The following is a 24,106-nucleotide window of genomic DNA, read 5'->3' as shown; positions in this document are numbered from 1 at the left end:
GATGTCCACGACCTTGGAGTTGCGCAGGTCGGCGCAGTTCTCCTTGAAGGTCAGGCCCAGCACGTTCACGCGCGCGCCCTTGATGTAGCTGCCCGCGGCGATCATGTTCTTGATCGTCTGCTCGGCGATGAACTTGGCCATGCCGTCGTTGATGCGCCGCCCGGCTAGGATCACCTGCGGGTGGTAGCCCAGCATGTCGGCCTTGTGCGTGAGGTAGTACGGGTCCACGCCGATGCAGTGGCCGCCCACCAGGCCCGGCTTGAACTTCAGGAAGTTCCACTTCGTGCCGGCGGCTTCGAGCACCTCGGTGGTGTCGATGCCGATCTTGTCGAAGATGATGGCCAGCTCGTTCATCAGCGCGATGTTGAGGTCGCGCTGGGTGTTCTCGATCACCTTGGCGGCCTCGGCGGCCTTGATGGAGCTGGCGCGGTGCACGCCGGGCTCGACGATGCGCTCGTAGAGCTGGGCTACGCGCTCCAGCGTCTCGGCGGTGTCGCCGGAGACAATCTTCACGATCTTGGTCAGCGTGTGCTCGCGGTCGCCGGGGTTGATGCGCTCGGGGCTGTAGCCGACGAAGAAGTCCTGCTTCCACTTCATGCCGGACTCGCGCTCCAGCACCGGGATGCACACCTCCTCGGTGGCGCCGGGGTAGACGGTGGACTCGTACACCACGGTGGCGCCGCGCTTCATGTGCTTGCCGGCGCTCTTGCTGGCGCCCAGCAGCGGGCCGAAGTCGGGGATCTTGGCCGCGTCCACCGGCGTGGGCACGGCAATGATGATGACGTCGGCCTCGGCCAGCAGCGCGGGGTCGCTGGTGTAGACGCAGTGCCGGGCCGCGGCCATCTCCTCGTCGGGCAGCTCGCGCGACGGGTCGGTGCCGCGCTGGCAGGCGGCCACCTTGTCGATGGCGATGTCGTAGCCGATGGTGCGGGCTTGCTTGCCGAACTCCACCGCCAGCGGCAGGCCCACGTAACCGAGCCCGATGACAGCGATCACACTCATGAGATATCCCTCCTAACGCTGGCCCCAGCCAGGTGACCGACGAAAACGGTCGATGCGCCGGCAACGGCGTATCGGCTCTGCGCGAACGGGAGGGGAAGCAGGTTCTTCGACGCTGCCAAGGCCTTGGCCGGCCGCAGCCCGTCATGCATGCGTTCCGATGAAGCGGTCAGGCCCCAGGGCCTGCCGAACCGGCGCACACAACGATGTCTCCCCCACCCATGCGTCACCGGGGCAGAGAGTGCTCCCCCAGCCCGCGCGAAGCCACACCGCACTCTCGGGAGTGCGTCGCAACCCCAAATGGAGGGAGCCCAAGGCCCACCGGCGGGGGAGAAGGGTGGCTGCAGCGGCCCAGGCCCCATTTACAACATACACGTGGCCGCTAAAACCACAAATTCTTCCACTGAAGGCGACGACCCGGCCTTTCGCACGACCCCTGGCCCTCCCCCCTTCCTGGTTTGGCCTTGACCTCCCTTGCACTGGCGGGACCGCGGCCACGAAGTCCACGGTCTCCTGGGCTTCCAGGAGTCACGTGTATGTTGTATTTCAACCCGGTGCTCCGCATGCGAGACCGTATCCCCGTTGCCTGGGCAACCACCATGAGCCCCGCGGCGCGCGATGCCGACCACCTACCGATCTGCTCGCCCGCATGCCCTGCCTGCTGAGCAAAGCGACGAAGCACATTCGTTCTGCTTCGTTCCGTGTACGCAAGGTGCTCCCTAGACTGGCCCGCACCGAAGCACCTTGATCCAGAGCATGTCCCAGCACAACGAGTTCGAAGTCCGTCCCCTGCCCGGCCCGCTGGGTGCCGAGGTGCTGGGGCTGGACTTGTCGCAGCCGCTGTCCGACGCCGGCTTCCAGCGCCTGCACCGCGCGCACCTCGACCACCACGTGCTGGTCTTCCGCGACCAGCACGCACTCACGCCCGACCAGCAGGTGGCGTTGAGCGCGCGCTTCGGCCCGCTGCAGCGCCACGTGCTCAAGCAGTTCGCGTTGCCCACGCATCCGGACGTGCTGGTGGTGTCCAACATCGTCGAGGACGGCCGGCCCATCGGCCTGGGCGACGCGGGCCATTTCTGGCATTCCGACCTGTCCTACAAGCCGCGGCCCAGCCTGGGCTCCTTCCTGCACGCGCAGGAGCTGCCCACCGAGGGCGGCGACACGCTCTTCGCCAACCAGCACCTGGCCTACGAGACGCTGCCGGCGGATCTCAAGCGCGCCGTCGCCGGCCGCTGGGCCGAGCACTGGTACCTGGCGCGCTACGCCGAACTGCAGCAGCGCAGCCCCTGGCGCCCGAACCTCACGGCCGAGCAGATCGCCGAGGTGCCGCCGGCCGCGCATCCCATCGTGCGCACGCACCCGGAATCCGGCCGGCCCGCGCTCTTCGTCAGCGAGCACTTCACGACCCGCGTGCTCGACCTGCCCGACGACGAGAGCCGTGCGCTGCTCGACGCGCTGTTCCAGCACGGCACGCAGCCCGAATTCGTCTACCGCCACCGCTGGCGCGCGGGCGACCTGGTGTTCTGGGACAACCGCTCCGTGCTGCACCTGGCCACCGGCTGCCCGGCGACGCAGCGCCGGCGCCTGTACCGCACCACCATCGAGGGCGACGTGCCGGCCTGATGCCCGCGCAACCTTCCCGCCGCTTTCAAGCACCCTACGCACGCCCCGGCCACCCGCCATCGCCCCTGACATGAAGAAGCAACCCCTCCTCCACCGCCTGGCCGTTCTGGGCCTGGGCGGCCTGCTCGCCCTGGGCGTCGCCGGCGCGCGGGCCGAAGGCCAGATCCGCATCGCCGACCAGTTCGGCATCGTCTACCTGCTGCTGGACGTCGCCAAGGACCAGAAGCTCATCGAGAAGCACGGCAAGGCCCAGGGCCTGGACATCGCCGTGTCGCAAGTGACGCTCTCCGGCGGCAGCGCCATGAACGACGCGCTGCTCTCGGGCTCCATCGACATCGCCGGCGCCGGCGTGGGCCCGCTGCTGACGCTGTGGGACCGCACGCTGGGCAAGCAGAACGTGCGCGGCGTGGCCTCGCTGGGCAACTTCCCGTACTACCTGGTGAGCACCAATCCGGCGGTCAAGACCATCGCCGACTTCGGCGACAAGGACCGCATCGCGCTGCCGGCCGTGGGCGTGTCGGTGCAGTCGCGCATCCTGCAGCTGGCCTCGTCCAGGCTCTGGGGCGACACGCAACACGCCAAGCTCGACAAGATCAGCGTCGCGCTGCCGCACCCCGAGGCCACGGCCGCCATCAGCAAGGGCGGCACCGAGATCACGGCGCACTTCGCCAATCCGCCCTTCCAGGAGCAGGAGCTGGCCGCCAACCCCGCCGCGAAGATCGTGCTCAAGAGCTACGACGTGCTCGGCGGCCCCGCCTCGGCCACGGTGCTCTACGCCACGGACAAGTTCCGCACCGAGAACCCCAAGACCTACCGCGCCTTCACCGCCGCGCTGGCCGAGGCCGCGCAGTGGATCCATGCCAACCCCGAGGCCGCCACGGACCTGTTCCTGCGCGTGAACAAGAGCAGGATCGACCGCAAGCTGGTGCTGGACATCGTCAAGAGCCCGGACGTGCAGTTCAAGCTCACGCCGCAGAACACCTACGCGCTGGCCGAGTTCATGCACCGCGTCGGCGCCATCAGGAACAAGCCCGCCTCGGCGCGCGACTACTTCTTCGACGACCCGCACAACGCGGGCGCGAACTGAAAGCTCCAGGAAGGAAGTACCCGATGCAACCGACGACGCCCCTGCTGCAAGTCGCCGGCGTGAGCCTGGAGTACGTGGCCGGCGCGCGCGTGGTGCGCGCCACGCACCGCGTCAGCTTCGACCTCCACGCCGGCGAGCGCCTGGTGCTGCTGGGCCCCTCGGGCTGCGGCAAGTCCTCGCTGCTCAAGGCCATCGGCGGCTTCCTGTCGCCGGTGGAAGGCCGCATCACCCTCGGCGGTGCCCCGGTGACGGCGCCGGGACCGGACCGCGTGATGGTGTTCCAGGAGTTCGATCAGCTCCCGCCCTGGAAGACGGTCAAGCACAACGTCATGTTCCCGCTGCTGGCCTCCGGCCGCGCCAGCCGCGCCGAGGCCGAGCGCCGCGCGCTAAGCGTGCTGGAGCAGGTGGGGCTGGCGGCCTTCGCCGACGCGCATCCGCACATGCTCTCCGGCGGCATGAAGCAGCGCGTGGCCATCGCCCGCGCGCTGGCAATGCAGCCGCGCATCCTGCTCATGGACGAGCCCTTCGCCGCGCTGGACGCGCTCACGCGCCGGCGCATGCAGCAGGAGCTGCTGGCGCTGTGGGCGCAGGTGCGCTGCTCGCTGGTGTTCGTCACCCACTCCATCGAGGAGGCGCTGGTGGTGGGGCACCGCATCGTGCTCCTGTCGCCGCACCCCGGGCGCGTGCGGGCCGAGTTGCACGCACACCCCTTCGACCTCGACAGCGTCGGCAGCCCGGACTTCCAGGCGCAGGCGCAGCGCATCCACCACCTGCTGTTCGAACAGACCGAACAGACGGCACAACCCGAGGCAGCAGCGGCATGAGCGCAGTCTTCACGTCCCTTCCCCGTCCCGACCGCCACGGCGACGTGGACGCCGCCGCCTTGTCCGCGGACACGTCGTTGATGCACCCCGCGGCGGCCGACGCCCCGGTGCGGCCCGAAGCCGAGTACGCACTGGAGCCCTACACCGCGGCACCCGTGGAGCGCGCGCTGCCCCTGGTGCAGCGCCTGCGCGAGAACGCGCTGCTGCGCCGCGGCGCCATCCTGGCGGCGCTGGCGCTGCTGTGGGAGGCGCTGGCGCGCTGGACCGACAACGACTTGCTGCTGCCCACCTTCAGCGCCACCGCCATCGCCTTTGCCGAGGGCATGGCCAGCGGCGAGCTGCTGGAGAAGGCCGGCATCTCGCTGGGCCTGCTGCTGCGGGGCTACGTGCTGGGCATCGCCGCGGCCTTCGCGCTCACGGCGCTGGCGGCCACCACGCGGCTGGGCCGCGACCTGCTATCCACGCTCACCGCCATGTTCAACCCGCTGCCGGCCATCGCGCTGCTGCCGCTGGCGCTGCTGTGGTTCGGGCTGGGCTCGCAGAGCCTGTTGTTCGTGCTGGTGCACGCGGTGCTGTGGCCGCTGGCGCTGGCCGCGCACGCGGGCTTCCAGAACGTGCCGGAGGTGCTGCGCATGGCCGGGCGCAACTACGGCCTGAGCGGGCTGCGGCTGGTGCTGTACATCCTGATCCCCGCCGCGCTGCCGGCGATCCTGTCGGGCCTGCGCATCGCCTGGGCCTTCGCCTGGCGCACGCTCATCGCAGCCGAGCTGGTCTTCGGCGCCACCTCGGGCCAGGGCGGCCTGGGCTGGTACGTGTTCCAGAACCGCAACGAGCTCTACACCGACCGCGTCTTCGCCGGCCTGGCCTGCGTGATCGTCATCGGGCTGGTGATCGAAAACCTGGTGTTCGCGACGCTGGAGCGCGTCACCGTGCGCCGCTGGGGCGTGCAGCGCTGAAGACACGGCGCGCACGGCCCTATTTCCCACGGCTCGCCACACGGCGGGCCGTTTTCTTTTGTACTCAGCTGTTTTTTGCATTTAGGTTGCTAAATCAACCTCAGTTCCCGCCGCGCAAGGCTTATGCCGGCAGCAGCTATGCAGCACGGAATTCGTTCGTTGGCCGACGCGTTCCTGACTCCTACAGTCCCGACCTATCAGACATCAAGAGCGCCCCGCACACCACCTGTCATGACAAGTTCCGTCCAGTCCGCACCCGCCGCGCCTGCGCTGCCGCAGCCCACGCTGCACAGCCGCATCCGCGAGGAGCTACGCGAGCGCATCCTGTGCGGCGCCTGGCAGCCGCACGAGCGCCTGCCTTCGGAAAGCAACCTGATGGCGCAGTACGGCGTGAGCCGCATCACCGTGCGCCAGGCGCTGGGCGACCTGGAAAAGGCGCGGCTGATCTTCAAGGTGCCGGGCAAGGGCTCCTTCGTCGCGCAAAGCAAACCTTTCCAGGAGTTGGGCCGACTGCAGGGCTTCGCCGAGGCCATGAACGGCATGGGGCACGAGACCTTCAACCGGCTGCTGTCGCTGTTGACCGTGGCGGCCGACGAGCGCGTGGCCAACCGGCTGCGGCTGGACCCGGGCACGCCCGTGACCGAGGTGCGCCGCGTGCGCTACCTGGACCACCAGCCCGTGTCGCTCGATCTCACCTGGCTGCCGCTGCACCTGGGCCGGCGCCTGCGCCGCGACGACCTGGCCTCGCGCGACATCTTCCTGATCCTGGAAAACGACTGCGCCACGCCGCTGGGCCACGCCGACCTGGCGCTGGACGCCGTGAACGCCGACGCCGCCACGGCCGCGCTGCTGGGCCTGCCGCCGGGCGCGCCGATGCTGCACATCGAGCGCCTCACGCACGACAGCCAAGGCCGGCCCATCGACTACGAACACCTCTACTGCCGCTCGGACACCTTCCAGCTCCGCATGCGGCTGCAACGACGCTGACCCCCAAGGAAAGGAACCATGGAGACGATCGAACACGAAGTGGACGTGCTGGTCATCGGCGGCGGCACCGCCGGCCCGATGGCCGCCGTCAAGGCCAAGCAGGCCAACCCCGCGCTGCGCGTGCTGCTGCTGGAGAAGGCCAACGTCAAGCGCAGCGGCGCGATCTCGATGGGCATGGACGGCCTGAACAACGCCGTCATCCCCGGCCACGCCACGCCCGAGCAGTACGTGCGCGAGATCACCATCGCCAACGACGGCATCGTCAACCAGAAGACGGTGATGGCCTATGCGCAGAACAGCTTCCCGATGATCGAGGAGCTGGACCGCTGGGGCGTGCGCTTCGAGCGCGACGAGACCGGCGACTACGCCGTCAAGAAGGTGCACCACATGGGCACTTACGTGCTGCCCATGCCCGAAGGGCACGACATCAAGAAGGTGCTGTACCGCCAGCTCAAGCGCACGCGGGTGGAAGTGACGAACCGCCTGGTCGCGACGCGGCTGCTCACGGCCGAGGACGGCCGCATCGCCGGCGCCATGGCCTTCGACTGCCGCACGGCGGACTTCCACGTCATCCGCGCCCGCTCGGTGGTGCTGTGCTGCGGCGCGGCCGGACGCCTGGGACTGCCGGCTTCGGGCTACCTCTTCGGCACCTACGAGAACCCGGCCAACGCCGGCGACGGCTACGCCATGGCCTACCACGCCGGCGCGGAGCTCTCGGGCATCGAGTGCTTCCAGATCAACCCGCTGATCAAGGACTACAACGGCCCGGCCTGCGCCTACGTCACCGGCCCCTTCGGCGGCTTCACCACCAATGCCGAGGGCCAGCGCTTCATCGAGAGCGACTACTGGAGCGGCCAGATGATGTGGGAGTTCTTCCAGGAGCTGCAGGGCGGCAAGGGCCCGGTGTTCCTGAAGCTCGACCACCTGGCCGAGGAGACGATCTCGACCATCGAGACCATCCTGCACACCAACGAGCGTCCCAGCCGCGGGCGCTTCCACGCCGGGCGCGGCACCGACTACCGCGAACGCATGGTGGAGATGCACATCTCCGAGATCGGCCTGTGCAGCGGGCACTCGGCCTCGGGCGTGTGGGTCAACGAGCACGCCCAGACCACGGTACCGGGCCTGCACGCCGCGGGCGACATGGCCTGCGTGCCGCACAACTACATGCTGGGCGCCTTCGTGTACGGGCGCCTCGCGGGCGAGAGCAGCGCGCGCTTCTGCGCACAGCACGACTTTGCCGCCGTCGATGCCGGCCAAGTGGAGCGCGAGCGCCAGCGCGTGTGGGCGCCGCTGCAGCGCGAGCGCGGGCTGCCGCCCAACCAGGTCGAATACAAGCTGCGGCGCATGGTCAACGACTACCTGCAGCCGCCCAAGGTCACCCGCAAGATGGAGATCGGCCTGGATCGCTTCGAGGGCATCCGCCACGACCTCGACGAGCTCAAGGCCAACGACGCGCACGAGCTCATGCGCGCGCTGGAGGTGCACGCCATCCGCGACTGCGCCGAGATGGCGGCGCGCGCCTCGCTCTTCCGCACCGAGAGCCGCTGGGGCCTCTACCACGCCCGCGTGGACTACCCCGAGCGCAACGACGCCGAGTGGTTCTGCCACGCCCAGCTGCGCAAGGACGAGCAGGGCCGCATGGTTAGCTTCAAGCGGCCCATCGAGCCCTACATCGTGCCCATCGCCGACACCGAGAAGAACGCCTACTACCGCCTGCGCATCCCGGCCGCCGAGGCCGTGGCCGCCTGAGCCAGGAGACCTTTCATGCAAATCGCCCCCATCGCGCTGCACCCCGCGGCCGTGCCCGTGACGGTCGATGCCGAGAAGTGCATCGCCCCCAAGGGCTGCACCGTCTGCGTGGACGTGTGCCCCCTCGACGTGCTGGCCATCGACCTGAGCAAGGGCACGGCCTACATGAAGTTCGACGAATGCTGGTACTGCATGCCCTGCGAGAAGGACTGCCCCACCGGCGCCGTGCACGTCGACATCCCCTACCTGCTGCGATAAACCGAGGGAGCCCGCCTTGAACCTGCCCTTGAAACCCCTGCTGGGCCTGGCCCTGGCCTCGGCGCTGGCCGGCGCCCAGGCCGCTGAAACCATCCGCGTCGCCATCGGCACGCAGGACACCACCATCAACTGCGCCACGGGCGGCCTGCTCATCCGCGAGCTCAAGCTGCTGGAGAAGTACCTGCCGCGCGAAGGCCGCTACAAGGACGTGCAGTACGACGTCCAGTGGAAGAACTTCACCTCGGGCGCGCCGCTGACCAACGAGATGGTCGCCGACAAGCTGGACATCGGCTCCATGGCCGACTTCCCCGGCGCCAACAACGGCGCCGCGTTCCTGAAGGCCGGCAAGCAGAGCCTGTTCATCACCGTGCTGTCGGGCAGCACGCTGGGCAGCGGCAACGGCATCGTGGTGCCGCGCGACTCCAAGGTGACGGCGCTGTCCGAGCTCAAGGGCCGGACCATCTCCGTGCCCTTCGCCTCCACCGCGCACGGCATGCTGCTGCGCGCCGTGGCCAGCCAGGGCTGGGATCCGCAGAAGGACGTCAACATCATCACGCAGGCGCCCGAGGTGGCCGGCCCCGCGCTGCAGGCCGGCAAGATCGAGGCGCATGCCGACTTCGTGCCCTTCGCCGAGCTGTTCGAGCACCGCGGCTTCGCGCGCAAGATCTACGACGGCGCCCAGGCCAACGCGCCCACTTACCACGGCTCGCTGGTCAGCGCGGAGTACGCGCGCAAGTACCCGGAAGTCGTGGTCGCGTTCCTGCGCGCGGCCATCGAGGCCGACCGGCTCATCGCCGCCGAGCCCGAGCAGTACAGCGAGCTGATCGAGAAGGTCACGGGCATCGAGGCTGCCGTGGCCTACCTCTACCACGGCCCGCTGGGGCTGCAGACGCGCGACTTCACCTGGAAGCCCGAGTACCGCACCGCGCTCAAGACCTCCATTGAGACGCTGAAGCTGCTGGGCCGCGACTCGCCGCTGGAGGCCACCAGCTTCGTGGACGACCGTTTCATCCGCACCGCCTTCAAGCAGTCCGGCCTGGACTACGACGCGCGGCTGGCGCGGCACGACAAGCTGCCGCTCAAGGCCAGCGACGCGCTCACCGGCAAGCCCATCACCGACGTGCAGCGCGCCGCGGGCGTCTGGGTGCAGGGCGAGCCCAAGGTTCGCCACTACGCCAGCATCGAGAACGCCTTCGCCGACCTGCAGAAGCTGCAGCAGTCCGGGAAGAAGGCGAGGGGCGTGTACGTGCACGACCTGATCCACCGCATCAAGCTGCTGGCGCCCAACACCTGGTTCGCCGCCGATGCCAAGGGCCAGCTCAGCGCCTTCCTGCAGAAGGACGCCGCCACCGCCTACGCCGCGGCCAACAAGGGCCGCGTGCTGGACTTCGCCGGCGCGCAGGCCGCCGCCAAACCCGCGCTGTGATGCCGCCATGAACGCCATCACGCCCCCCGCTTCCCTCGCCGCCGCGTCCCGGCCGGCGGCGGCCGAGGCGCCGCGCCGGCCGGCAAGCGCCACGCTGAGTACCGCGCCGCTGGGCCGCCTGGCTGTGCAGGCCGGCTCGGTCGCGGCCTGCGTGCTGCTGTGGCACCTGGCCGCCACGTTGCGCCTGAACCTGGGCGCCGTCACCTTCGCCAACGTGCCGCCGCCGGCCGAGGTGCTGGGTGCCGCCTGGGCGCTGCTGCAGTCGCCCAAGCTCGGTGGCCACCTCTACAGCAGCCTGCTGCGCGTGGGCCTGGGCTTCGGTTTCGCGGCGCTCATCGGTGTCGGCCTGGGATTGCTGATCGGCCGCCTGCGTTGGGCCCGCAACTTCCTGCTGCCGCCGCTGGAGGTGCTGCGGCCCATCCCGGCCGTGGCCTGGATCCCGCTGTCCATCCTCATGTTCCCCTCCTCCGAGGGCAGCATGGTGTTCATCACCTTCGTGGGCGCGCTGTTCCCGATCCTGCTCAACACCATCCACGGCGTGGAGGCAGTCGATGCGCGCCTCATCGCCTCCGCGCGCAGCCTGGGCACGCGGCGCTGGCGGCTGTTCACCGAGGTGATCGCGCCCGGCGCGGCGCCCAGCATCGTCACCGGCCTGTCCATCGGCATGGGCACCTGCTGGTTCTGCCTGGTCACGGCCGAGATGATCGCGGGCCAGTACGGGATCGGCTACTACACCTGGGAGTCCTACACCGTGCAGAACTACGCCAGCATCGTGGTGGGCATGCTGCTCATCGGCGCGCTGGGCATGGGCAGCAGCGCGCTCATCCGCCGCGCCGGCGCCCGCCTCATGCCCTGGTACCGGCCGCAAGGAGGCGCGCAATGAGCGCCGCGGCACCGCAAGGTGTGGCCGCGCACGGCGGGCACATCGCGATCGAGCGCGTCGGCATCGAGCTGGGTACCGGAGACAACCGCTTCGAGGTGCTGCACGAGGTCTCCCTCGACGCCACGCCCGGCGAATTCATCTGCCTGCTCGGTCCCTCGGGCTGCGGCAAGTCCACGCTGCTGGGCGCGCTGGCCGGGCACTTGAAGCCCGCACGCGGCAGCCTGCGCCTGGACGGGCAGCCCATCGACGGCCCCGACCCGCAGCGCGGGCTGGTATTCCAGCAGCACACGCTGTTTCCATGGAAGACCGTGCTCGACAACGTCGCCTACGGCTTGAAGATGAAGGGCGTGCCGCGCGCGCAGCGCGAGCACGAGGCGCGCACGCTGCTGGAGCTGGTGGGCTTGGCCGGCTTCGAGCGGCGCTATCCGCGCGAGCTCTCAGGCGGCATGCAGCAGCGCGTGGAGATCGCGCGCGTCCTGATCAACCACCCGCGGGTGCTGCTGATGGACGAGCCCTTCGGCGCGCTGGACGCGCTCACGCGCGCCCACATGCAGGAGCTGCTGTTGGACCTGTGGACGCGCATGCGCACCACCATCCTCTTCGTCACGCACGACATCGACGAGGCGCTGTTCCTGGCCGACCGGGTGCTGATCCTGAGCCCGCGCCCCGGGCGCGTCGTGGAGGAGCTGCGCGTGCGCTTCGAGCGCCCGCGCCATGCCCGGTTGCTGACGCATCCCGACTTCGTGGCACTCAAGCGCCGCTGCCTGCAACTGCTGCGCCACGACGGCGACAGCGACACCCCGACCCTGGGCCGCCTTTCGCCGCTGGGCGGACCCGCTTCCGTGCCCCGTTACGCCGCCTGAACCCATGACCGCATCCCTGACCCCTATTGACACCGATCCCGAGCTGGCCGACCTGCGGCGCCGGCTCGCCAGCACCGACGCTGGCGAGCGCCGCGTCGCGTTGCTGGAGGCCGCCGACCTGGAGGACGAGGCGCTGCTGCCGGCGCTCAGCGCCGTGCTGCGGCACGACCCCGACCCCACGCTGCGCACCGAGGCCGCGCGCGCCCTGGCCGCCTGGAGCGATGCCGACGTGGTGGAAGCGCTGGCCGAGGCGCTGTCCGACGTCCCGGCGGTGCGCGAGGCCGCGGCGCTGGCGCTGGCCGAGCTCAAGGACGCCCAGGCGGGCGCCCGGCTGGTGCGCCATGCCCGGCACCCCGACGGCTTCGTCAGCGCCGCCGCGCTGCGCGGCCTGCGCGAGCTGCGGGTGCCGGAGGCGGTGGAGCCGGCGCTGGACGCGCTGCAACGGCCCGAGGCCAGCGTGAGGCGCGAGGCGGTGGGCGTGCTGGGCTGGCTCAAGCACCAGCCGGCGCTGCCGCGTCTGGCACGGGTGGCCGTCGGGGACGGGGACGCCGAGGTGCGTCGCGCCGCCACCGGCGCGCTGGGCTTGGCCGGTCCGGACCAGACCGACATCGTCCTGCCGGCGCTGAGCGCCGCGCTGCGCGATGCCGCCTGGCCGGTGCGCGAGGAGGCGGCCACCACGCTGGGCAAGCTGCGCCCGGAGGACCCGGCCGCCGCGCAGGCGCTGCGCGCGGCGCTGGACGACGACTACTGGCAGGTGCGCCTGCGCGCCGCGCGCTCGCTGGGCCGGCTGCGCGACCGCGACGCCGTGCTGCCGCTCATCGCCGCGCTGGTGCATCCCGCGGGCAACCTGCGCAAGGAGGCGGCCATCGCCCTGGGCGAGATCGGCGACGCGCAGGCCGTGCCCGCGCTGACCGCCGCCACGGACGATCCCGACCCGGAGGTGCGCAAGGCGGCACGCTCGGCCCTGCAGCGGCTGGGCGCGCCGGCGGGGACGGAGCGATGAGCGGCGAGCAGGCGGCGCCCAGCGCCGTCGAGCTGCACCCGGACCGGCTGCGGCTGCACTGGCCCGACGGCATGGCCGAGCTGGACGCCGCCATGCTGCGCGCGGCCTGCCGCTGCGGCGGCTGCCGCGCTGGCCGGAACGTGAGCACCGATGCTCTGCCGCGCCTGGTCGGCGCGGAGCCGGTCGGCCTCTACGCGCTGCAGCTGCGGTTCAGCGACGGGCACGAGCGGGGCATTTATCCGTGGTCGCTGTTGAGGGAGCTGTGGCGGGACCGCGCGGGAACGCCCTTGGGATTCTGTTAAGGCCGCGGCTCAATGCCGGCCAAGCAGCGCCGATAGCACTGCTTTGCCTCGTGAACCGCGAACCCGGTGGTGGAAGTCGAACCGCCGGCCGCTTTTGAACCCCTCATGGCCGCCCATAGAACAACGACTTCCCTCTCCCGCACGGCAATCGCTTCCCCGTCGCGAACCGCCTGGGTCCGCAAGACCCTGCTGTCCCTGGCTGCTTGCGGCGCCCTGGCCGGCTGCGCGACGGTGGACATCGACGAGAAGGTGTTTCTCAAACCCGACCAGCGCCCGCCCGCGGCCGAAACCCTGGGCGCCGGCTACGTGCTGGAAAACGTGTCGGTGCCGCAGGCCGACGGCGCCGTCAGCCGCGGCGTGTATTTCCACAGCCCGCAGTCCATCGCCACGGTGCTGTATTTCGGCGGCTCCAGCTTCAGGCTGGACCGCGAGGGCCTGCCGGTGATCACGGGCCTGGCCAAGGCCGGGGCGGACGTGATGGTCTTCGACTACCGCGGCTACGGCCGCAGCGACGGCGCGCCCACGGCGGCGCTGGTGCGCTCGGATGCGCAGGCGGTGTTCCAGTTCGCCCGCGCCAGGGCTCGGCGCCCGCTGGTGGTCTATGGCCTGTCGATGGGCAGCTTCGTGGCGGCCTCGGTGGCCGAAACGCAGCCTGTCGACGGGCTGGTGCTCGAAGGCGCCGCCACCAGCGCCGAGGCCTTGGTCGGCAACATGTTTCCCTGGTACGCGAAGCTGGTGGTGCGGCCGAGGGTCACGCCCGAAATCGCGGCCATCGACAACGTCAAGGCGCTGCGAAATTACGGCGGTCCGCTGCTGATGCTGGGCGGCGAGAACGACGAATTGATGCCGCCGTCCATGCAGCGCTCGCTGTTCGAGCAGGCGCCGAGCGTCAACAAGGACATCCGGCTGTTCCCGGGCTACGGGCACAAGGGCTTGATCGAGAGCCCGGAGTTTCCAGCGGTGTTGAAAGCCTTCCTGGCCGGCAAGGTGGGACCGAAGGGCGAGTAAGGCACCCGGCAGGCGTCCGGGCCAAGTGCGGGTCGGTGCCGCTCAGCTCCCGGCACCCGCGGACTGCAGCTCGCCCTGCAGCACCTCCGCCACCCGCGTCCCCGGCAGGATGAACGCCGCGGCCTGCGCATGGCCGCCGCCGCCGAAGCGCGCCGCCAGCCGTTCCACGTCAAAGTCCTTCACCGAGCGCAGGCTGCACTTGAGCCGCCCCAGGTGGTCGGCACGCCACACCAGTGCGAAGCTGCCGCTGCGCTGCGCCAGCAGGCTGCCGACGTTGCTGGCGAACTCGCCCGGCGCGTTGACCATCAGCCCGGCCTCGCCGTCGATGCGGATCGCTGCTGGCTGCTCCGCGATGGCGGTGCACAGCGCGTCGAAGCGCGCTTCCATCGCGGCACCGCGCTCGACCATGCGCGCCCGGGCCGGCTCGTCCAGGTCCAGCACCGACTTCCAGGCCGCGAAGTCCAGCGGCAGCAGGTCCAGCGCCGCCAGGAAGGGCCGCGCGTCCGGCACATCCCAGGTCCACAGGTCGCGGGCCTGGACGGCCTGCAGCAGGTAAGGCAGCGGCGCGCCGGGATGGAAGTGCTCCCAGGCAATGGCGGCGCCGGAGCGGCCGAGGTCGAAATACAGCCGGTGCGGGCAGGCCAGCGCCAGTCCCTGCAGCCGCTTCTGCGCCGACACGTGGTGGTCCAGCAGCGTGATGCTGCGCGCCTGCGTGCCCATGGCGCGCAGCACTTCGGGCTCGAAGGAGTAATCGAGGATGAACACCTCGCGCCCCTCGACCGCCGGCGGCGGGTCGCCGTAGTGGCAGGCCAGGTAGTCCGCCGCATCGCCCAGCCGGAGCCAGGCCGCCAAGGCCGCGCCGAAGCCGTCGGCGCACTTGCCGTGATAGAGCACCAGAGTGCGATCGTTTGACATGCCCGTCCCTCGTCTCGTTCAGGCCATTCTCGCCCGGGCTCGGCATGGCCCGACTTACCGCCAGGGAATATGGACAGGTTGTGAAGGCTCGCTTTTGGCTTTTCCAAGGCTTCGGCTTGGCATACTCGTCGTGCCATTGGAGCCCTTCCAATAAAACGATGACGAATATCAAGCGTCGAAATACCCTCAAATATCTGTGCACCGCGGCGATCGCGCCCTGGCTGCCCGGCTGTGCAGAAACAGCCCCCTCGGAGCCTCTGCCCGACGTGGCATCGGATGACTGGGACGCGCTGGGCCAGTGGCTGCAGCGGGACATCGAGCGCCGGATGCGGTCGCAGGGCATCACAGGCCTGAGCATCGCCCTCGTGGACGACCAGCGCGTGGCCTGGTCCCACGCGGCCGGCTGGGCGGACCGGGAAGCGCATATTCCCGCCACGCCGCAAACCCCATACCGCGTCGGCTCCATATCCAAGCTGTTTACCGTCGCCGCGGCGCTGCAATTTGCCGCCCAGGGAAAACTGGTGCTGGACGCTCCCATTCAGGAAGCCTTGCCGGAATTCAGCGTGCGCTCGCGTTTCGGCGCGTCGCCGATCACCGCGCGGCAATTGATGACGCACCACGCCGGGCTGCCGCGCGACGTGCTGGCGGGCATGTTCATGGAGCGGCCCGAGCCCTTCGAGGCGATGGTGCAGCGCCTGCGCGACACCGACCTGGCCAGCCCGCCGGGGCTGCTGATGAGCTACTCCAACGTCGGCCTGACCGTGCTGGGCGCGGCCGTGCAGCGTCTGGCGGGCTGGCCGTTCGACGAGCACTTGCGCCGGAGCCTGCTGGAGCCGCTGGGCATGGAGCACGCCAGCTTCACCGTCCATCCCGCCGCCGTGCCGGACCTGGCCCAGGCCTACGACCGCCAGGGGCGCGCCCACGAGACGGGGCTGCGCGACCTGCCCGCCGGTGGGCTCAACGCCGGCGTGCTCGACCTGGCGCGCTTTCTTCACATGGTGTTCGCCGAGGGGCGCGCGGGGGAGCGCCAGGTGCTGCCCGCGGCCTGGCTGCGGGAGATGCTGCGCCCGCAGGTCCTGGACGGCGCGCTGGCGGTACCGGGCCAGCGCACCGGGCTGGGCTGGATGCTGGACGAGCCCCAGGCGATGCCGCCGCAAGCCGGCCCGCTGGTGCACCACGCGGGCGCTACGCTGTACCACCGCGCGCACCTGGCGGCCCTGCCGCGCCACCGGCTGGGCGTGGCCCTTGCCTCCAACGACAGCCGAGCCAGCAAGCTCCTTGGCGAGGTGGCGCGCCAGGCGCTGCGCCTGGCGCTGGCGGCCAAGGCGGGGCTGCGCCAGCCCGAGGCCGACCGGCCCAACGCAGCACCCAAGGAGGCGCCGTTGCCGGAAGCGGAGCTGGCCGCCTACCCGGGGCGCTACACCACGGAGGTGGGCTACCTGCAGGTGCGCCGCGATGGATCACGGCTGCAGGCACGGGCCCTGGGCGAGCGGCTGGAGCTGCGCGCCGATGCCGAAGGGTGGCTGCATCCGCGCTACGCGCTGCTGGGGCTGATTCCGCTGGACATCCCGGACCTGGCCGACGTGCGCATCCGGCGCCAGCAGCTCGACGGCCGCGAGCTGCTGGTGGTGCGCACCGCCGGCAAGGAGCTGCTGTTGGGCCAGCGCATCGAGCCCACACCCGGCGCGCCGCGCTGGACCGGGGTGGCCGGACGCTACGCGCCGCTGCTGTTGCCGGGCGAGGAAGCGCTGCTGGAGCATGTGGAGGTGTTCGAGGAGGACAGCCTGCTGCTGGCACGGCTGAAGCTGCCGGAGCGCTACGGCAGCACGCAGCCGGTGTCGGTGCTGCAGGTGCTGTCCGACACCGAGGCCATCGTGCAGGGGCCGCTGGCCGGGATGGGCGAGACGGTGCGACGGGTTGAGGTGGACGGGCAACCGGGCTTCGAATGCGCCGGCTACCGTTTCCGGCGGGTGGCGATCTGATGGACAGGCTGCGGACGCTGAATTGAAGGCATCACGGCCCGCCTGCAGGCGGGCTGTTTCCATGCGGGCCGGGACGGAATGCCCGTCAGGCTCGCGGCCCCTGCTCCAGGCACACCGACACCCGCTCCCCCCAGCGCTCAGCGGGGAAGTAATCCCACACCGCGTGGTGCTGCGTGGCCCAGTTGTCCCAGAAGAGCAAGGTGCCCGGCTCCTCGATGGCCTGCTTGTCGTGGAAGTCCTGGAAAAAGCTCATGGTGCTCGATCGGCCCTCCCCGGGCCCTTGACTTGATTGATGCCGTAACCGCGGCGCCTGTGGGCCGCGCCGCAGGCATCTTCCGGCCCGGCATCACCGGCGCGAACGACGCTTTGCGGATGAGTTCATGCGGCGCCCGCAGCCGTCTTGTCGCCGATCGGGTCTTCATCGTTCTGCGCGCAACCTTTTTCGCAAAGCTTCGTTCGCCCGACCCGGGAGGCTCCCTAGGCTGACGTCCTGTGTTCATGACTACCGCGACGCCTGGCTCGAAGCGCCGGCACGGTGGCCCACCCAAACGACTCCATCGAATCCAGGAACGCCCCCATGTCCGCCGCCATTGCCGACGTCGTCTTGCATCCCCTTCTCGAACAGGCCCGCGAGGCCGCGCGGCGGGCCGGGCTGGCCTATGCCGGCGGCGTGCCGCCGCAGCTGGCCTGGAGCCTGGCGCAGTCCGGCGAGGCCGTGCTGGTGGACGTGCGCAGCGCCGAGGAGCACAAGTTCATGGGCCTGGTGCCGGGCAGCGTGCACGTGCCCTGGGCCACCGGCACGGCGTTCACCCGCAACCCGCGCTTCGCCCGCGAGCTGGAGGCGCGCGTGCCCAAGCAGCGCCCGCTGCTGCTGCTGTGCCGCAGCGGCAAGCGCTCAGTGCTGGCCGCCGAGGCGGCGGCCAAGGTCGGCTTCAGCCTCGCCTTCAACGTGCTCGAAGGCTTCGAAGGCGAGCTCGACGCCGCCCAGCAGCGCGGCCACGGCGACGGCTGGCGCTTCCACGGCCTGCCCTGGGTGCAGGACTGACACGCCCGCACACCCAGCCCCTCGCCAGACCACCGCAGAACGAACAACGCCCAGGAGGACTCCCATGCCCCGATTCTTCGCAGACAACTCGCTGTCCATCGGCCGCACGCCGCTGGTGCGGCTGAACCGCATCACCGACGGCGCGGGCGCCACCGTGCTGGCCAAGATCGAGGGCCGCAACCCGGCCTACTCCGTGAAATGCCGCGTCGGCGCGGCGCTGATCCGCGACGCCGAGGCGCGCGGGCTGCTGGGCCCGGGCAAGGAACTGGTGGAGCCCACCAGCGGCAACACCGGCATCGCGCTGGCCTTCGTGGCCGCGGCGCGCGGCATCCCGCTGACGCTGACCATGCCCGAAACCATGAGCCTGGAGCGGCGCAAGCTGCTGCTGGCGTTCGGCGCCCGGCTCGTGCTCACCAAGGGCGCCAAGGGCATGAAGGGCGCGGTGGCCAAGGCGGAGGAGATCGCCGCCGGCGATCCCGGTCGGTACGTGCTGCTGCAGCAGTTCAGGAACCCGGCCAACCCCGCCATCCACGAGAGCACTACCGGGCCGGAGATCTGGGAGGACACCGGCGGCGCCATCGACATCCTGGTCTCCGGCGTGGGCACGGGCGGCACCATCACCGGCGTGTCGCGCTACATCAAGCGCACGCGGGGCAAGCCGATCGTCTCGGTAGCGGTGGAACCCTCGGCCAGCCCGGTGCTTACGCAGCATCGCCTGGGCGAGGAGATCAAGCCCGGGCCGCACAAGATCCAGGGCATCGGCGCGGGCTTCGTGCCCGAGGTGTTGGAGCTGGCGCTGGTGGACGCCGTCGAGCAGGTCAGCAACGAGGAGGCGGTGCACTGCGCGCGGCGCCTGGCGAGCGAGGAAGGCATCCTCTGCGGCATCTCCAGCGGCGCGGCCGTGGCCGCGGCGGTGCGCCGGGCGCGGCGCCCGGAGAACGCCGGCAAGACCATCGTCGTGATCCTGCCCGACAGCGGCGAGCGCTACCTCAGCTCGGTACTGTTCGAAGGCGTGTTCGACGCCAACGGGCTGCCGGCGGGGCCACTGGCCGCGGCGGCCTGAGGCGAGAAATCTCCTTCCTGGCGAGGAGTTTCGCGCCAAGCTGGCGCGAAATATTGGCAATACGGTTCCTGATTGGAAACAGTGCTCAGCTCGAATGAAGAACCGTTCGGGCTGAGCCTGTCGAAGCCTCGGACCGAGCTCGTCGAGAGACTGTTGGCAGGCCAACAACCCTTCGACACGGGGCCCTCGACAAGCTCAGTCCTCTGCTCAGGGCGAACGGCTGAGACTCGTTGCTGATCAGGCCCATCAATGGCCGGTTATTGGCAGTCCCACCAATCGGGCCCGTATTTCAGAAACTTAACCGGACCGGCAGGTCCCGGACACCCGAGCCTCGCGACAGCGCAGCACGCCACCTTCATGACCATGGAGGATGCCGCATGCGAAACCGACCTACTTCGGTCCGTGAAATATTTCATTGCATGGCTGTTTATTGCGTGGCCATCAAGAATGGCACCCACAGGCTTGCCACTCTTGGCGCACATTGTCGGGATGAAGACTCGGCGTAAAACCGAGTAGATCTGAATGAAACGACGAGAATTCATCGGATTCGGGCATCAGCACATTGAGCCGCATCTAGCGGTAATGCAATGAGAATCACTGCGTCGGATATCAACACATGGGTCGAGTCCCATGCCAAGGAAGCACAAATTCATCTGCCACGTTGGGTGAGGCGCCTCTGCTTCGATCCGCAGAGCACACGACAGATTTCCTTTCCAGCAGGGGATTCAACCTTCATGCCTGGCTGGGACGGCGTTCTTTCCAGTGAACGCGGCAATGCCTGGGTGCCCGCCGGAGCATCGCGCTGGGAAATCGGTTGCGACAAGGACGTCACTGGCAAGGCAAACGGCGATTACGAGAAACGTACCCAAGCGACTTCTCCCGAGGAACGCGCCGCATGCACCTTCGTTTTCGTCACGCCCAGGCGATGGGTGAAGAAAAATGCCTGGGTTGATGAGCATGCCGCCAAGGGCGATTGGGCCGGCGTCCGTGCCTGCGACGCTGACGATCTGGAGCAATGGTTGGAACAGACGCCGGCAGTGGCTCTGATGGTTGGTGAGGAAATGGGCCTGAGCGGCTTTGGCGTCGCCAGTCCGGCCAGATATTGGCACAACTGGTCGCGGCAATGCGAGCCGGCCATCACGACGGACGCCTTGTACATGGATCGCTCCGCGACCCAGGCGGCATTGAGCGAGAAATTGCGTGCGGCCCAGGAAGGCAAGATTTCCCATAACCTGTTGACGCTTCGTGCGGACAGTGTCGAGGAAGCCGCAGCCTTTGCAGTCGCGGTCGTCATGACACAGGGCACGCTGTCGGATGAAAGCTTGGTCGTTACCGGCCCCCAAGGCTGGCAATATGTTGAGTCCAACCCAAGGCTGAGAATTGCCATTGCAGCGAGAACGGAGACTGCGGCCTCTCCGGTTTTGCGTGACGGGCTGCTCGTCATCGTGCCGCAGGCCACAGGTGACCTCGCGCACAAGGATACCAGCGAGGAATTGCTGCTGGACCGCCCGAACATTTATGACTTCGAGAAGTCATTGATCGCCATCGGCATGGAAGAGTCGGACGCCCGGCGCTACGCAGCCAGCACGGGACGCTCATGGACCATATTCAGGCGCCAGCGGGCATCGAATCCGGCGATTCGGAATCCTGTGTGGCTGGATTCAGCCCAGTCATTCAGCCTGCCGCTGCTGTGCCTAGTAGGGTGCTGGCATGCCAGCCATGACGGCGATCGCCAGGCGGTGGAGCGACTGGCCCGCCGTGCCTATGAAGACATTGAGGAAGACCTGTGTCGCCTGGCCCGGCTCGACGACGCACCGGTATTGAAGATTGGCGACGTCTGGAAGGCAAAGTCGCCGCTGGAGTTGATGAATCAATTTGGCGACCAAATCACCGGGGCACAGTTGGACCGTTTCTTTGCCTTGGCGCAGGACATGCTGACGGCGGCTGACCCCCAGCTGGAATTGCCCGCCGAGGAGCGCTGGATGGTCAACGTGCACGGCAAGGTGCGCCCGTTCTCAGGCCTGTTGTTCGACTCGGTCTGCGACTCGCTGCTGAAACTGGCGGTGCGGGGCATAGAACTGCCCGCGCTGCAGTTCCTTGAACTTGAAAACCGTGTCGATCGATTCGTCCAGCAGCTCCTGGGCGAAGCTGACGCCGAGCGCTGGCTGTCATTAGCCTCCCATCTGCCTACCCTGGCCGAGGCGGCCCCGGATGCGTTTCTGAGCGCGGTTGAGAAAAGCCTGCGCAAGGCGGATGCGCCAGTCGCGAGATTGATCACCGAATCCGGTGACTCGGGCTTCATGGGACGGTGCTGGCACGCCGGGCTGCTGTGGGCTCTGGAAACGCTGGCATGGGCGCCGAATCGGCTGGCGCGCGTGGCGTTGATTCTGGCGCAGCTGACGCATGTGCCGATGAAGGGAAATTGGGGCAACAAACCCAGCGTCAGTCTGTTTGGTCTGTTCCGATCTTGGTATCCACAAACTGCGGCCAGTCTTCAGGACCGGATCCGTGTTCTGAAACTTTTGATTCAGCGCGACGGTGACGTAGCCTTCGATATATTGAGGAATCTTGCAGGACCGCTCCGTTCAAGAACCGCGCTGCCCGCACAGCGCCCTAAGTGGAGGGACGATGACGCGGGTGCTGGGCATGGGGTTTCTCGCGCAGAGATGTTTGAGATGGCCAGCGCAGCGCGTGAAGAGTTGATTGCCGTTAGCAAGGGGCACGCGTCGAGAACTGCCGTCCTGCTCAACATAAGCATGATCAGCTCCAAATCTGACCTTGCGACCGCTCTCGGGTTGGTTGAACTATTTACTATTGCGCCAATCATCGACAATGACTGCGAGTTGCTGCGCACAGCATTACGCAAGTTCATGTGCTGGTACACAAACCATAGCGATCTTCCACCCCATGAATTAGGCGAGTGGATTGGTCCTGCAAGAACGTGCTATGAACTGCTGATGCCGCGCGGTTTCGTACTCAGGCATCAGTGGCTCTTTGAAACCTACTGGGTTGAGCTTCCAGATTTCAAGTGTGCACATGACGAAGCATACGACAAAGCAGTAAAAACGGCGAGACTTGAAGCCATTGCCGACATATTCGACGGCATGGGCATGCCAGGCATCAGAGAGCTGATCTCTACGTGCAAGCAGCCTGACGCCGTAGGAAGCCATTTGATTGGCGCTCTTCCCCATACGATCCAGTGGCCGGAGTGGATTGCCATGGAAGGTGGAGATTTCCTGCATTCCCAAATGACAAGCTGCATTTCAGGTCTTCTTGGCTCCATGAAAGCGACAGAGACGGAAAAAACATTTCAAAGCATCATTCAGCTTGAAGGGTCGCAAAATTGGTCACCCCAGAAGATGGCGCGCCTGCTGAACTTGGTGTCACCACGGGAGGAGATTTGGAAGCTTGCAGAAGCCTGTGGACATGAAGTTGAGGAACACTACTGGCGGATAGCACGACCGTATTGTCACAGCGAAGCCGAATGCAGCGAATATATCATCAATCGTTTGCTGGCGGCGAAGCGACCAAATGCAGCATTGAAATATTGTCGGCTTATGCTTAATAAAGTCGACGCAACGCTGTTATTCAAAGCTCTTCAGCAGTTCGTTGTACACAACGAAGGTGAAGACTCGCCTTCCATCCAGCACTGGAATTTGCCCAGGATGATCGAAAAACTGGAGAAATCCGGGCAGATTGAACCAATAGCTCTCATGCAGCTTGAGTTCCAGCTTTTTCCCGCACTTGTCCAGGGCGATCGGGCCGCTTCCGGTGCCCTGTACGAGTGCATCACGTCAAAACCAGAGCTGTTCGTGGAATTGGTGTGCGCACTGTACAAACCCGAGCATGGCGAGCGAACGGAACCTATTACTGAATCTCAAAAATTAACTGCGGAACGGGCGTTTGACATCTTTCATTATTGTTCGCGCCTGCCTGGAACCAAGTCTGATGGCTCTATCAACGGCGAAATTTTTTCCCAATTCATCACTACGGCACGCCAACTCTGTCGCGATGCCGACCGTGCCACCATGGGAGATCAGACATTGGGGCAAATTCTGGCCCATTCGCCCACGGATGAGGACGGGACTTGGCCCTTCGTTCACGCTTGCAAAATACTGGATTCGGTGGACGCTGAAGAAATTCGCACCGGATTCTATTTTGGTGCTTGGAACAAGCGCGGCGTCACCAGCCGCTCGCCATGGGATGGTGGCGGCCAGGAGCGTGATCTGGCCGCTCATTACCGCAGCCAAGCCCAGCGCGTACAAAGCAGTTTTCCCAACGTGGCTGCCATGCTTGAAAAGCTGGCCCGGAGCTACGAGCGCATGGGAAGAGAAGAAGACATAGAGGCAAACCTGCGCAAAGAAGGTTTTTGATCCATGCCCTCCCAACTCCTCTTCCTCCCCGGCGCCTCCGGCAAAACCGCCCTGTGGCAGCCGGTGGCGAATCTCCTGGCGCACCCGGCCGAGAAACTCCACGTCGGCTGGCCCGGTTTCGGCGCCACGCCGCCGGACCCGGCGGTGAACGGCATCGACGACCTGGTTGCCCGGGTGGTCGAGAAGATCAACCGTCCCACCGCGTTGGTTGCCCAGTCCATGGGCGGCGCCATCGCGCTCAAGGCCGCGCTGCAGAAACCCGGGCTCGTCACGCACCTGGTGCTGAGCGTCACCTCCGGCGGCCTGGACGTCACCAGCCTGGGCGCGCAGGACTGGCGGCCAGCCTTCACCCGGGCCAACCCTTCCCTGCCCGGCTGGTTCTCCAGCTACCACGAGGATCTGGCGGCGCACCTGCCCGGCATCGAGATTCCGGCCCTGCTGCTGTGGGGCGACGCGGACCCGATCAGCCCGGTGCCGGTCGGCCGGCGCCTGGCGTCGCTGCTGCCGCGCGCCGAGCTGCACGTGTTCCCGGACGGCGACCACGACTTGGCCAGCAGCTTCGCGCGCGAGGTGGCGCCGCTCATCGACCGGCACCTGCTGGCTGAATGAAGCGCGGCGCGGCGCGCCGGCCCTCGCAAGCCGGACGCCGCGCGCGGCAAGCGTTTCGCCGCCGTCGTCCGGTACGGCGCGCAAGCTTCGGCACCCAAGCATCAAAAGCGCTTCGGAGCGCGTGTCAAAAGTCACGGCTGGCGCGTCC

21 protein-coding genes are annotated in these 24,106 nt (G+C 68.0%); 18 read left to right on the top strand and 3 right to left on the bottom strand.

The features are described 5' to 3' along the window. On the bottom strand, positions 1–1,002 hold a 1,002-nt coding region (locus H537_RS0113850; RefSeq protein WP_028998394.1), incomplete at its 3' end, for a nucleotide sugar dehydrogenase. 753 nt (positions 1,003–1,755) lie between these two features. Between H537_RS0113850 and H537_RS42945 the strand changes: the two genes are divergently transcribed. The 13 genes from H537_RS42945 (at position 1,756) to H537_RS0113780 (ending at position 13,971) form a co-directional block, all read left to right on the top strand. Then, positions 1,756–2,622 carry a TauD/TfdA dioxygenase family protein gene (locus tag H537_RS42945; protein ID WP_084150658.1) on the top strand — a complete coding sequence of 289 codons (867 nt, stop codon included), beginning with the start codon at positions 1,756–1,758 and terminating at the stop codon, positions 2,620–2,622. 70 nt (positions 2,623–2,692) lie between these two features. Next, on the top strand, positions 2,693–3,709 hold the full coding sequence (locus tag H537_RS0113840; RefSeq protein WP_028998393.1) for an ABC transporter substrate-binding protein: 1,017 nt from the start codon (positions 2,693–2,695) through the stop codon (positions 3,707–3,709). 23 nt (positions 3,710–3,732) lie between these two features. After that, entirely contained in the window at positions 3,733–4,533 is an 801-nt protein-coding gene (locus H537_RS42940) for an ABC transporter ATP-binding protein (RefSeq protein ID WP_051242592.1), read from the top strand. An 80-nt stretch (positions 4,534–4,613) separates the two neighbouring features. Then, positions 4,614–5,489: an ABC transporter permease gene (locus H537_RS0113830; protein ID WP_043458800.1), complete on the top strand. Its 876-nt coding sequence runs from the start codon at positions 4,614–4,616 to the stop codon at positions 5,487–5,489. 231 nt (positions 5,490–5,720) lie between these two features. Beyond that, positions 5,721–6,476 carry a GntR family transcriptional regulator gene (locus H537_RS0113825; protein WP_028998391.1) on the top strand — a complete coding sequence of 252 codons (756 nt, stop codon included), beginning with the start codon at positions 5,721–5,723 and terminating at the stop codon, positions 6,474–6,476. A gap of 18 nt (positions 6,477–6,494) precedes the next feature. Continuing rightward, positions 6,495–8,228 (top strand): fumarate reductase/succinate dehydrogenase flavoprotein subunit, encoded by a 1,734-nt coding sequence (locus H537_RS0113820; RefSeq protein ID WP_028998390.1) that lies wholly within the window; start codon positions 6,495–6,497, stop codon positions 8,226–8,228. A gap of 15 nt (positions 8,229–8,243) precedes the next feature. Further along, positions 8,244–8,486, top strand: coding sequence for a 4Fe-4S dicluster domain-containing protein (locus H537_RS0113815; protein WP_028998389.1), 243 nt, complete (start codon positions 8,244–8,246; stop codon positions 8,484–8,486). Positions 8,487–8,502: 16 nt separating this feature from the next. Further along, entirely contained in the window at positions 8,503–9,912 is a 1,410-nt protein-coding gene (locus H537_RS0113810; protein WP_028998388.1) for an ABC transporter substrate-binding protein, read from the top strand. Between the two features lie 7 nt (positions 9,913–9,919). After that, complete coding sequence (locus H537_RS0113805) at positions 9,920–10,795, top strand: ABC transporter permease (RefSeq protein WP_028998387.1); 876 nt, start codon at positions 9,920–9,922, stop codon at positions 10,793–10,795. Then, complete coding sequence (locus tag H537_RS0113800) at positions 10,792–11,658, top strand: ABC transporter ATP-binding protein (RefSeq protein ID WP_043458793.1); 867 nt, start codon at positions 10,792–10,794, stop codon at positions 11,656–11,658. Before H537_RS0113805 ends, H537_RS0113800 begins: the two co-directional genes overlap by 4 nt. A 4-nt stretch (positions 11,659–11,662) precedes the next feature. Next, positions 11,663–12,661, top strand: coding sequence for a HEAT repeat domain-containing protein (locus tag H537_RS0113795; protein ID WP_028998385.1), 999 nt, complete (start codon positions 11,663–11,665; stop codon positions 12,659–12,661). After that, positions 12,658–12,963: a DUF971 domain-containing protein gene (locus H537_RS42935; RefSeq protein WP_051242590.1), complete on the top strand. Its 306-nt coding sequence runs from the start codon at positions 12,658–12,660 to the stop codon at positions 12,961–12,963. Before H537_RS0113795 ends, H537_RS42935 begins: the two co-directional genes overlap by 4 nt. 105 nt (positions 12,964–13,068) lie before the next feature. Continuing rightward, a complete protein-coding gene (locus tag H537_RS0113780; RefSeq protein ID WP_084150657.1) occupies positions 13,069–13,971 on the top strand; it encodes an alpha/beta hydrolase in 903 nt (300 codons plus the stop codon). 42 nt (positions 13,972–14,013) lie between these two features. Here H537_RS0113780 and H537_RS42930 read toward each other — a convergent pair whose 3' ends face one another. Continuing rightward, the gene (locus tag H537_RS42930; protein WP_043458792.1) at positions 14,014–14,886 is read right to left on the bottom strand and encodes a DHHA1 domain-containing protein; all 873 of its coding nucleotides are present in this window, start codon (positions 14,884–14,886) and stop codon (positions 14,014–14,016) included. A gap of 266 nt (positions 14,887–15,152) precedes the next feature. Between H537_RS42930 and H537_RS0113770 the strand changes: the two genes are divergently transcribed. Further along, on the top strand, positions 15,153–16,868 hold the full coding sequence (locus H537_RS0113770) for a serine hydrolase domain-containing protein (protein WP_051242588.1): 1,716 nt from the start codon (positions 15,153–15,155) through the stop codon (positions 16,866–16,868). A gap of 85 nt (positions 16,869–16,953) precedes the next feature. On the opposite strand, the gene H537_RS52795 is transcribed toward H537_RS0113770, so the two are convergent. Further along, positions 16,954–17,121: a TauD/TfdA family dioxygenase gene (locus H537_RS52795; protein WP_211235009.1), complete on the bottom strand. Its 168-nt coding sequence runs from the start codon at positions 17,119–17,121 to the stop codon at positions 16,954–16,956. A 324-nt stretch (positions 17,122–17,445) separates the two neighbouring features. Here H537_RS52795 and H537_RS0113760 point away from each other — a divergent pair, with 324 nt between their 5' ends. From H537_RS0113760 to H537_RS0113745, 4 genes are all read left to right on the top strand, one after another. Further along, positions 17,446–17,913, top strand: a complete 468-nt coding sequence (locus H537_RS0113760) for a rhodanese-like domain-containing protein (protein WP_028998381.1) — start codon at positions 17,446–17,448, stop codon at positions 17,911–17,913. Positions 17,914–17,977: 64 nt separating this feature from the next. Continuing rightward, positions 17,978–18,976, top strand: a complete 999-nt coding sequence (gene cysK, locus H537_RS0113755; RefSeq protein WP_028998380.1) for a cysteine synthase A — start codon at positions 17,978–17,980, stop codon at positions 18,974–18,976. A gap of 587 nt (positions 18,977–19,563) precedes the next feature. Then, positions 19,564–23,349, top strand: a complete 3,786-nt coding sequence (locus H537_RS0113750; RefSeq protein ID WP_156901690.1) for a hypothetical protein — start codon at positions 19,564–19,566, stop codon at positions 23,347–23,349. Between the two features lie 3 nt (positions 23,350–23,352). Then, positions 23,353–23,958: an alpha/beta fold hydrolase gene (locus H537_RS0113745; protein WP_028998378.1), complete on the top strand. Its 606-nt coding sequence runs from the start codon at positions 23,353–23,355 to the stop codon at positions 23,956–23,958. Positions 23,959–24,106: the final 148 nt, after the last annotated feature.

It is taken from the genome of Azohydromonas australica DSM 1124 (assembly GCF_000430725.1).
Classification (GTDB): Bacteria; Pseudomonadota; Gammaproteobacteria; order Burkholderiales; family Burkholderiaceae_C; genus Azohydromonas; species Azohydromonas australica.
The sequence above is the reverse complement of the archived record's forward strand: the minus strand, read 5'-3'. Positions and strand labels throughout refer to the sequence as shown.

What these genes read in the sequence shown, in the direction of transcription:
- H537_RS0113780 (WP_084150657.1), top strand. Translation starts at nt 13,069, where the DNA reads ATGGCCGCCCATAGAACAACGACTTCCCTCTCCCGCACGGCAATCGCT.
- H537_RS0113825 (WP_028998391.1), top strand. Translation starts at nt 5,721, where the DNA reads ATGACAAGTTCCGTCCAGTCCGCACCCGCCGCGCCTGCGCTGCCGCAG.
- H537_RS42945 (WP_084150658.1), top strand. Translation starts at nt 1,756, where the DNA reads ATGTCCCAGCACAACGAGTTCGAAGTCCGTCCCCTGCCCGGCCCGCTG.
- H537_RS0113820 (WP_028998390.1), top strand. Translation starts at nt 6,495, where the DNA reads ATGGAGACGATCGAACACGAAGTGGACGTGCTGGTCATCGGCGGCGGC.
- H537_RS0113830 (WP_043458800.1), top strand. Translation starts at nt 4,614, where the DNA reads ATGCACCCCGCGGCGGCCGACGCCCCGGTGCGGCCCGAAGCCGAGTAC.
- H537_RS42940 (WP_051242592.1), top strand. Translation starts at nt 3,733, where the DNA reads ATGCAACCGACGACGCCCCTGCTGCAAGTCGCCGGCGTGAGCCTGGAG.
- H537_RS42935 (WP_051242590.1), top strand. Translation starts at nt 12,658, where the DNA reads ATGAGCGGCGAGCAGGCGGCGCCCAGCGCCGTCGAGCTGCACCCGGAC.
- H537_RS0113745 (WP_028998378.1), top strand. Translation starts at nt 23,353, where the DNA reads ATGCCCTCCCAACTCCTCTTCCTCCCCGGCGCCTCCGGCAAAACCGCC.
- cysK (WP_028998380.1), top strand. Translation starts at nt 17,978, where the DNA reads ATGCCCCGATTCTTCGCAGACAACTCGCTGTCCATCGGCCGCACGCCG.
- H537_RS0113750 (WP_156901690.1), top strand. Translation starts at nt 19,564, where the DNA reads ATGAGAATCACTGCGTCGGATATCAACACATGGGTCGAGTCCCATGCC.
- H537_RS0113805 (WP_028998387.1), top strand. Translation starts at nt 9,920, where the DNA reads ATGAACGCCATCACGCCCCCCGCTTCCCTCGCCGCCGCGTCCCGGCCG.
- H537_RS0113840 (WP_028998393.1), top strand. Translation starts at nt 2,693, where the DNA reads ATGAAGAAGCAACCCCTCCTCCACCGCCTGGCCGTTCTGGGCCTGGGC.
- H537_RS0113795 (WP_028998385.1), top strand. Translation starts at nt 11,663, where the DNA reads ATGACCGCATCCCTGACCCCTATTGACACCGATCCCGAGCTGGCCGAC.
- H537_RS52795 (WP_211235009.1), bottom strand. Translation starts at nt 17,121, where the DNA reads ATGAGCTTTTTCCAGGACTTCCACGACAAGCAGGCCATCGAGGAGCCG.
- H537_RS0113815 (WP_028998389.1), top strand. Translation starts at nt 8,244, where the DNA reads ATGCAAATCGCCCCCATCGCGCTGCACCCCGCGGCCGTGCCCGTGACG.
- H537_RS0113760 (WP_028998381.1), top strand. Translation starts at nt 17,446, where the DNA reads ATGTCCGCCGCCATTGCCGACGTCGTCTTGCATCCCCTTCTCGAACAG.
- H537_RS42930 (WP_043458792.1), bottom strand. Translation starts at nt 14,886, where the DNA reads ATGTCAAACGATCGCACTCTGGTGCTCTATCACGGCAAGTGCGCCGAC.
- H537_RS0113800 (WP_043458793.1), top strand. Translation starts at nt 10,792, where the DNA reads ATGAGCGCCGCGGCACCGCAAGGTGTGGCCGCGCACGGCGGGCACATC.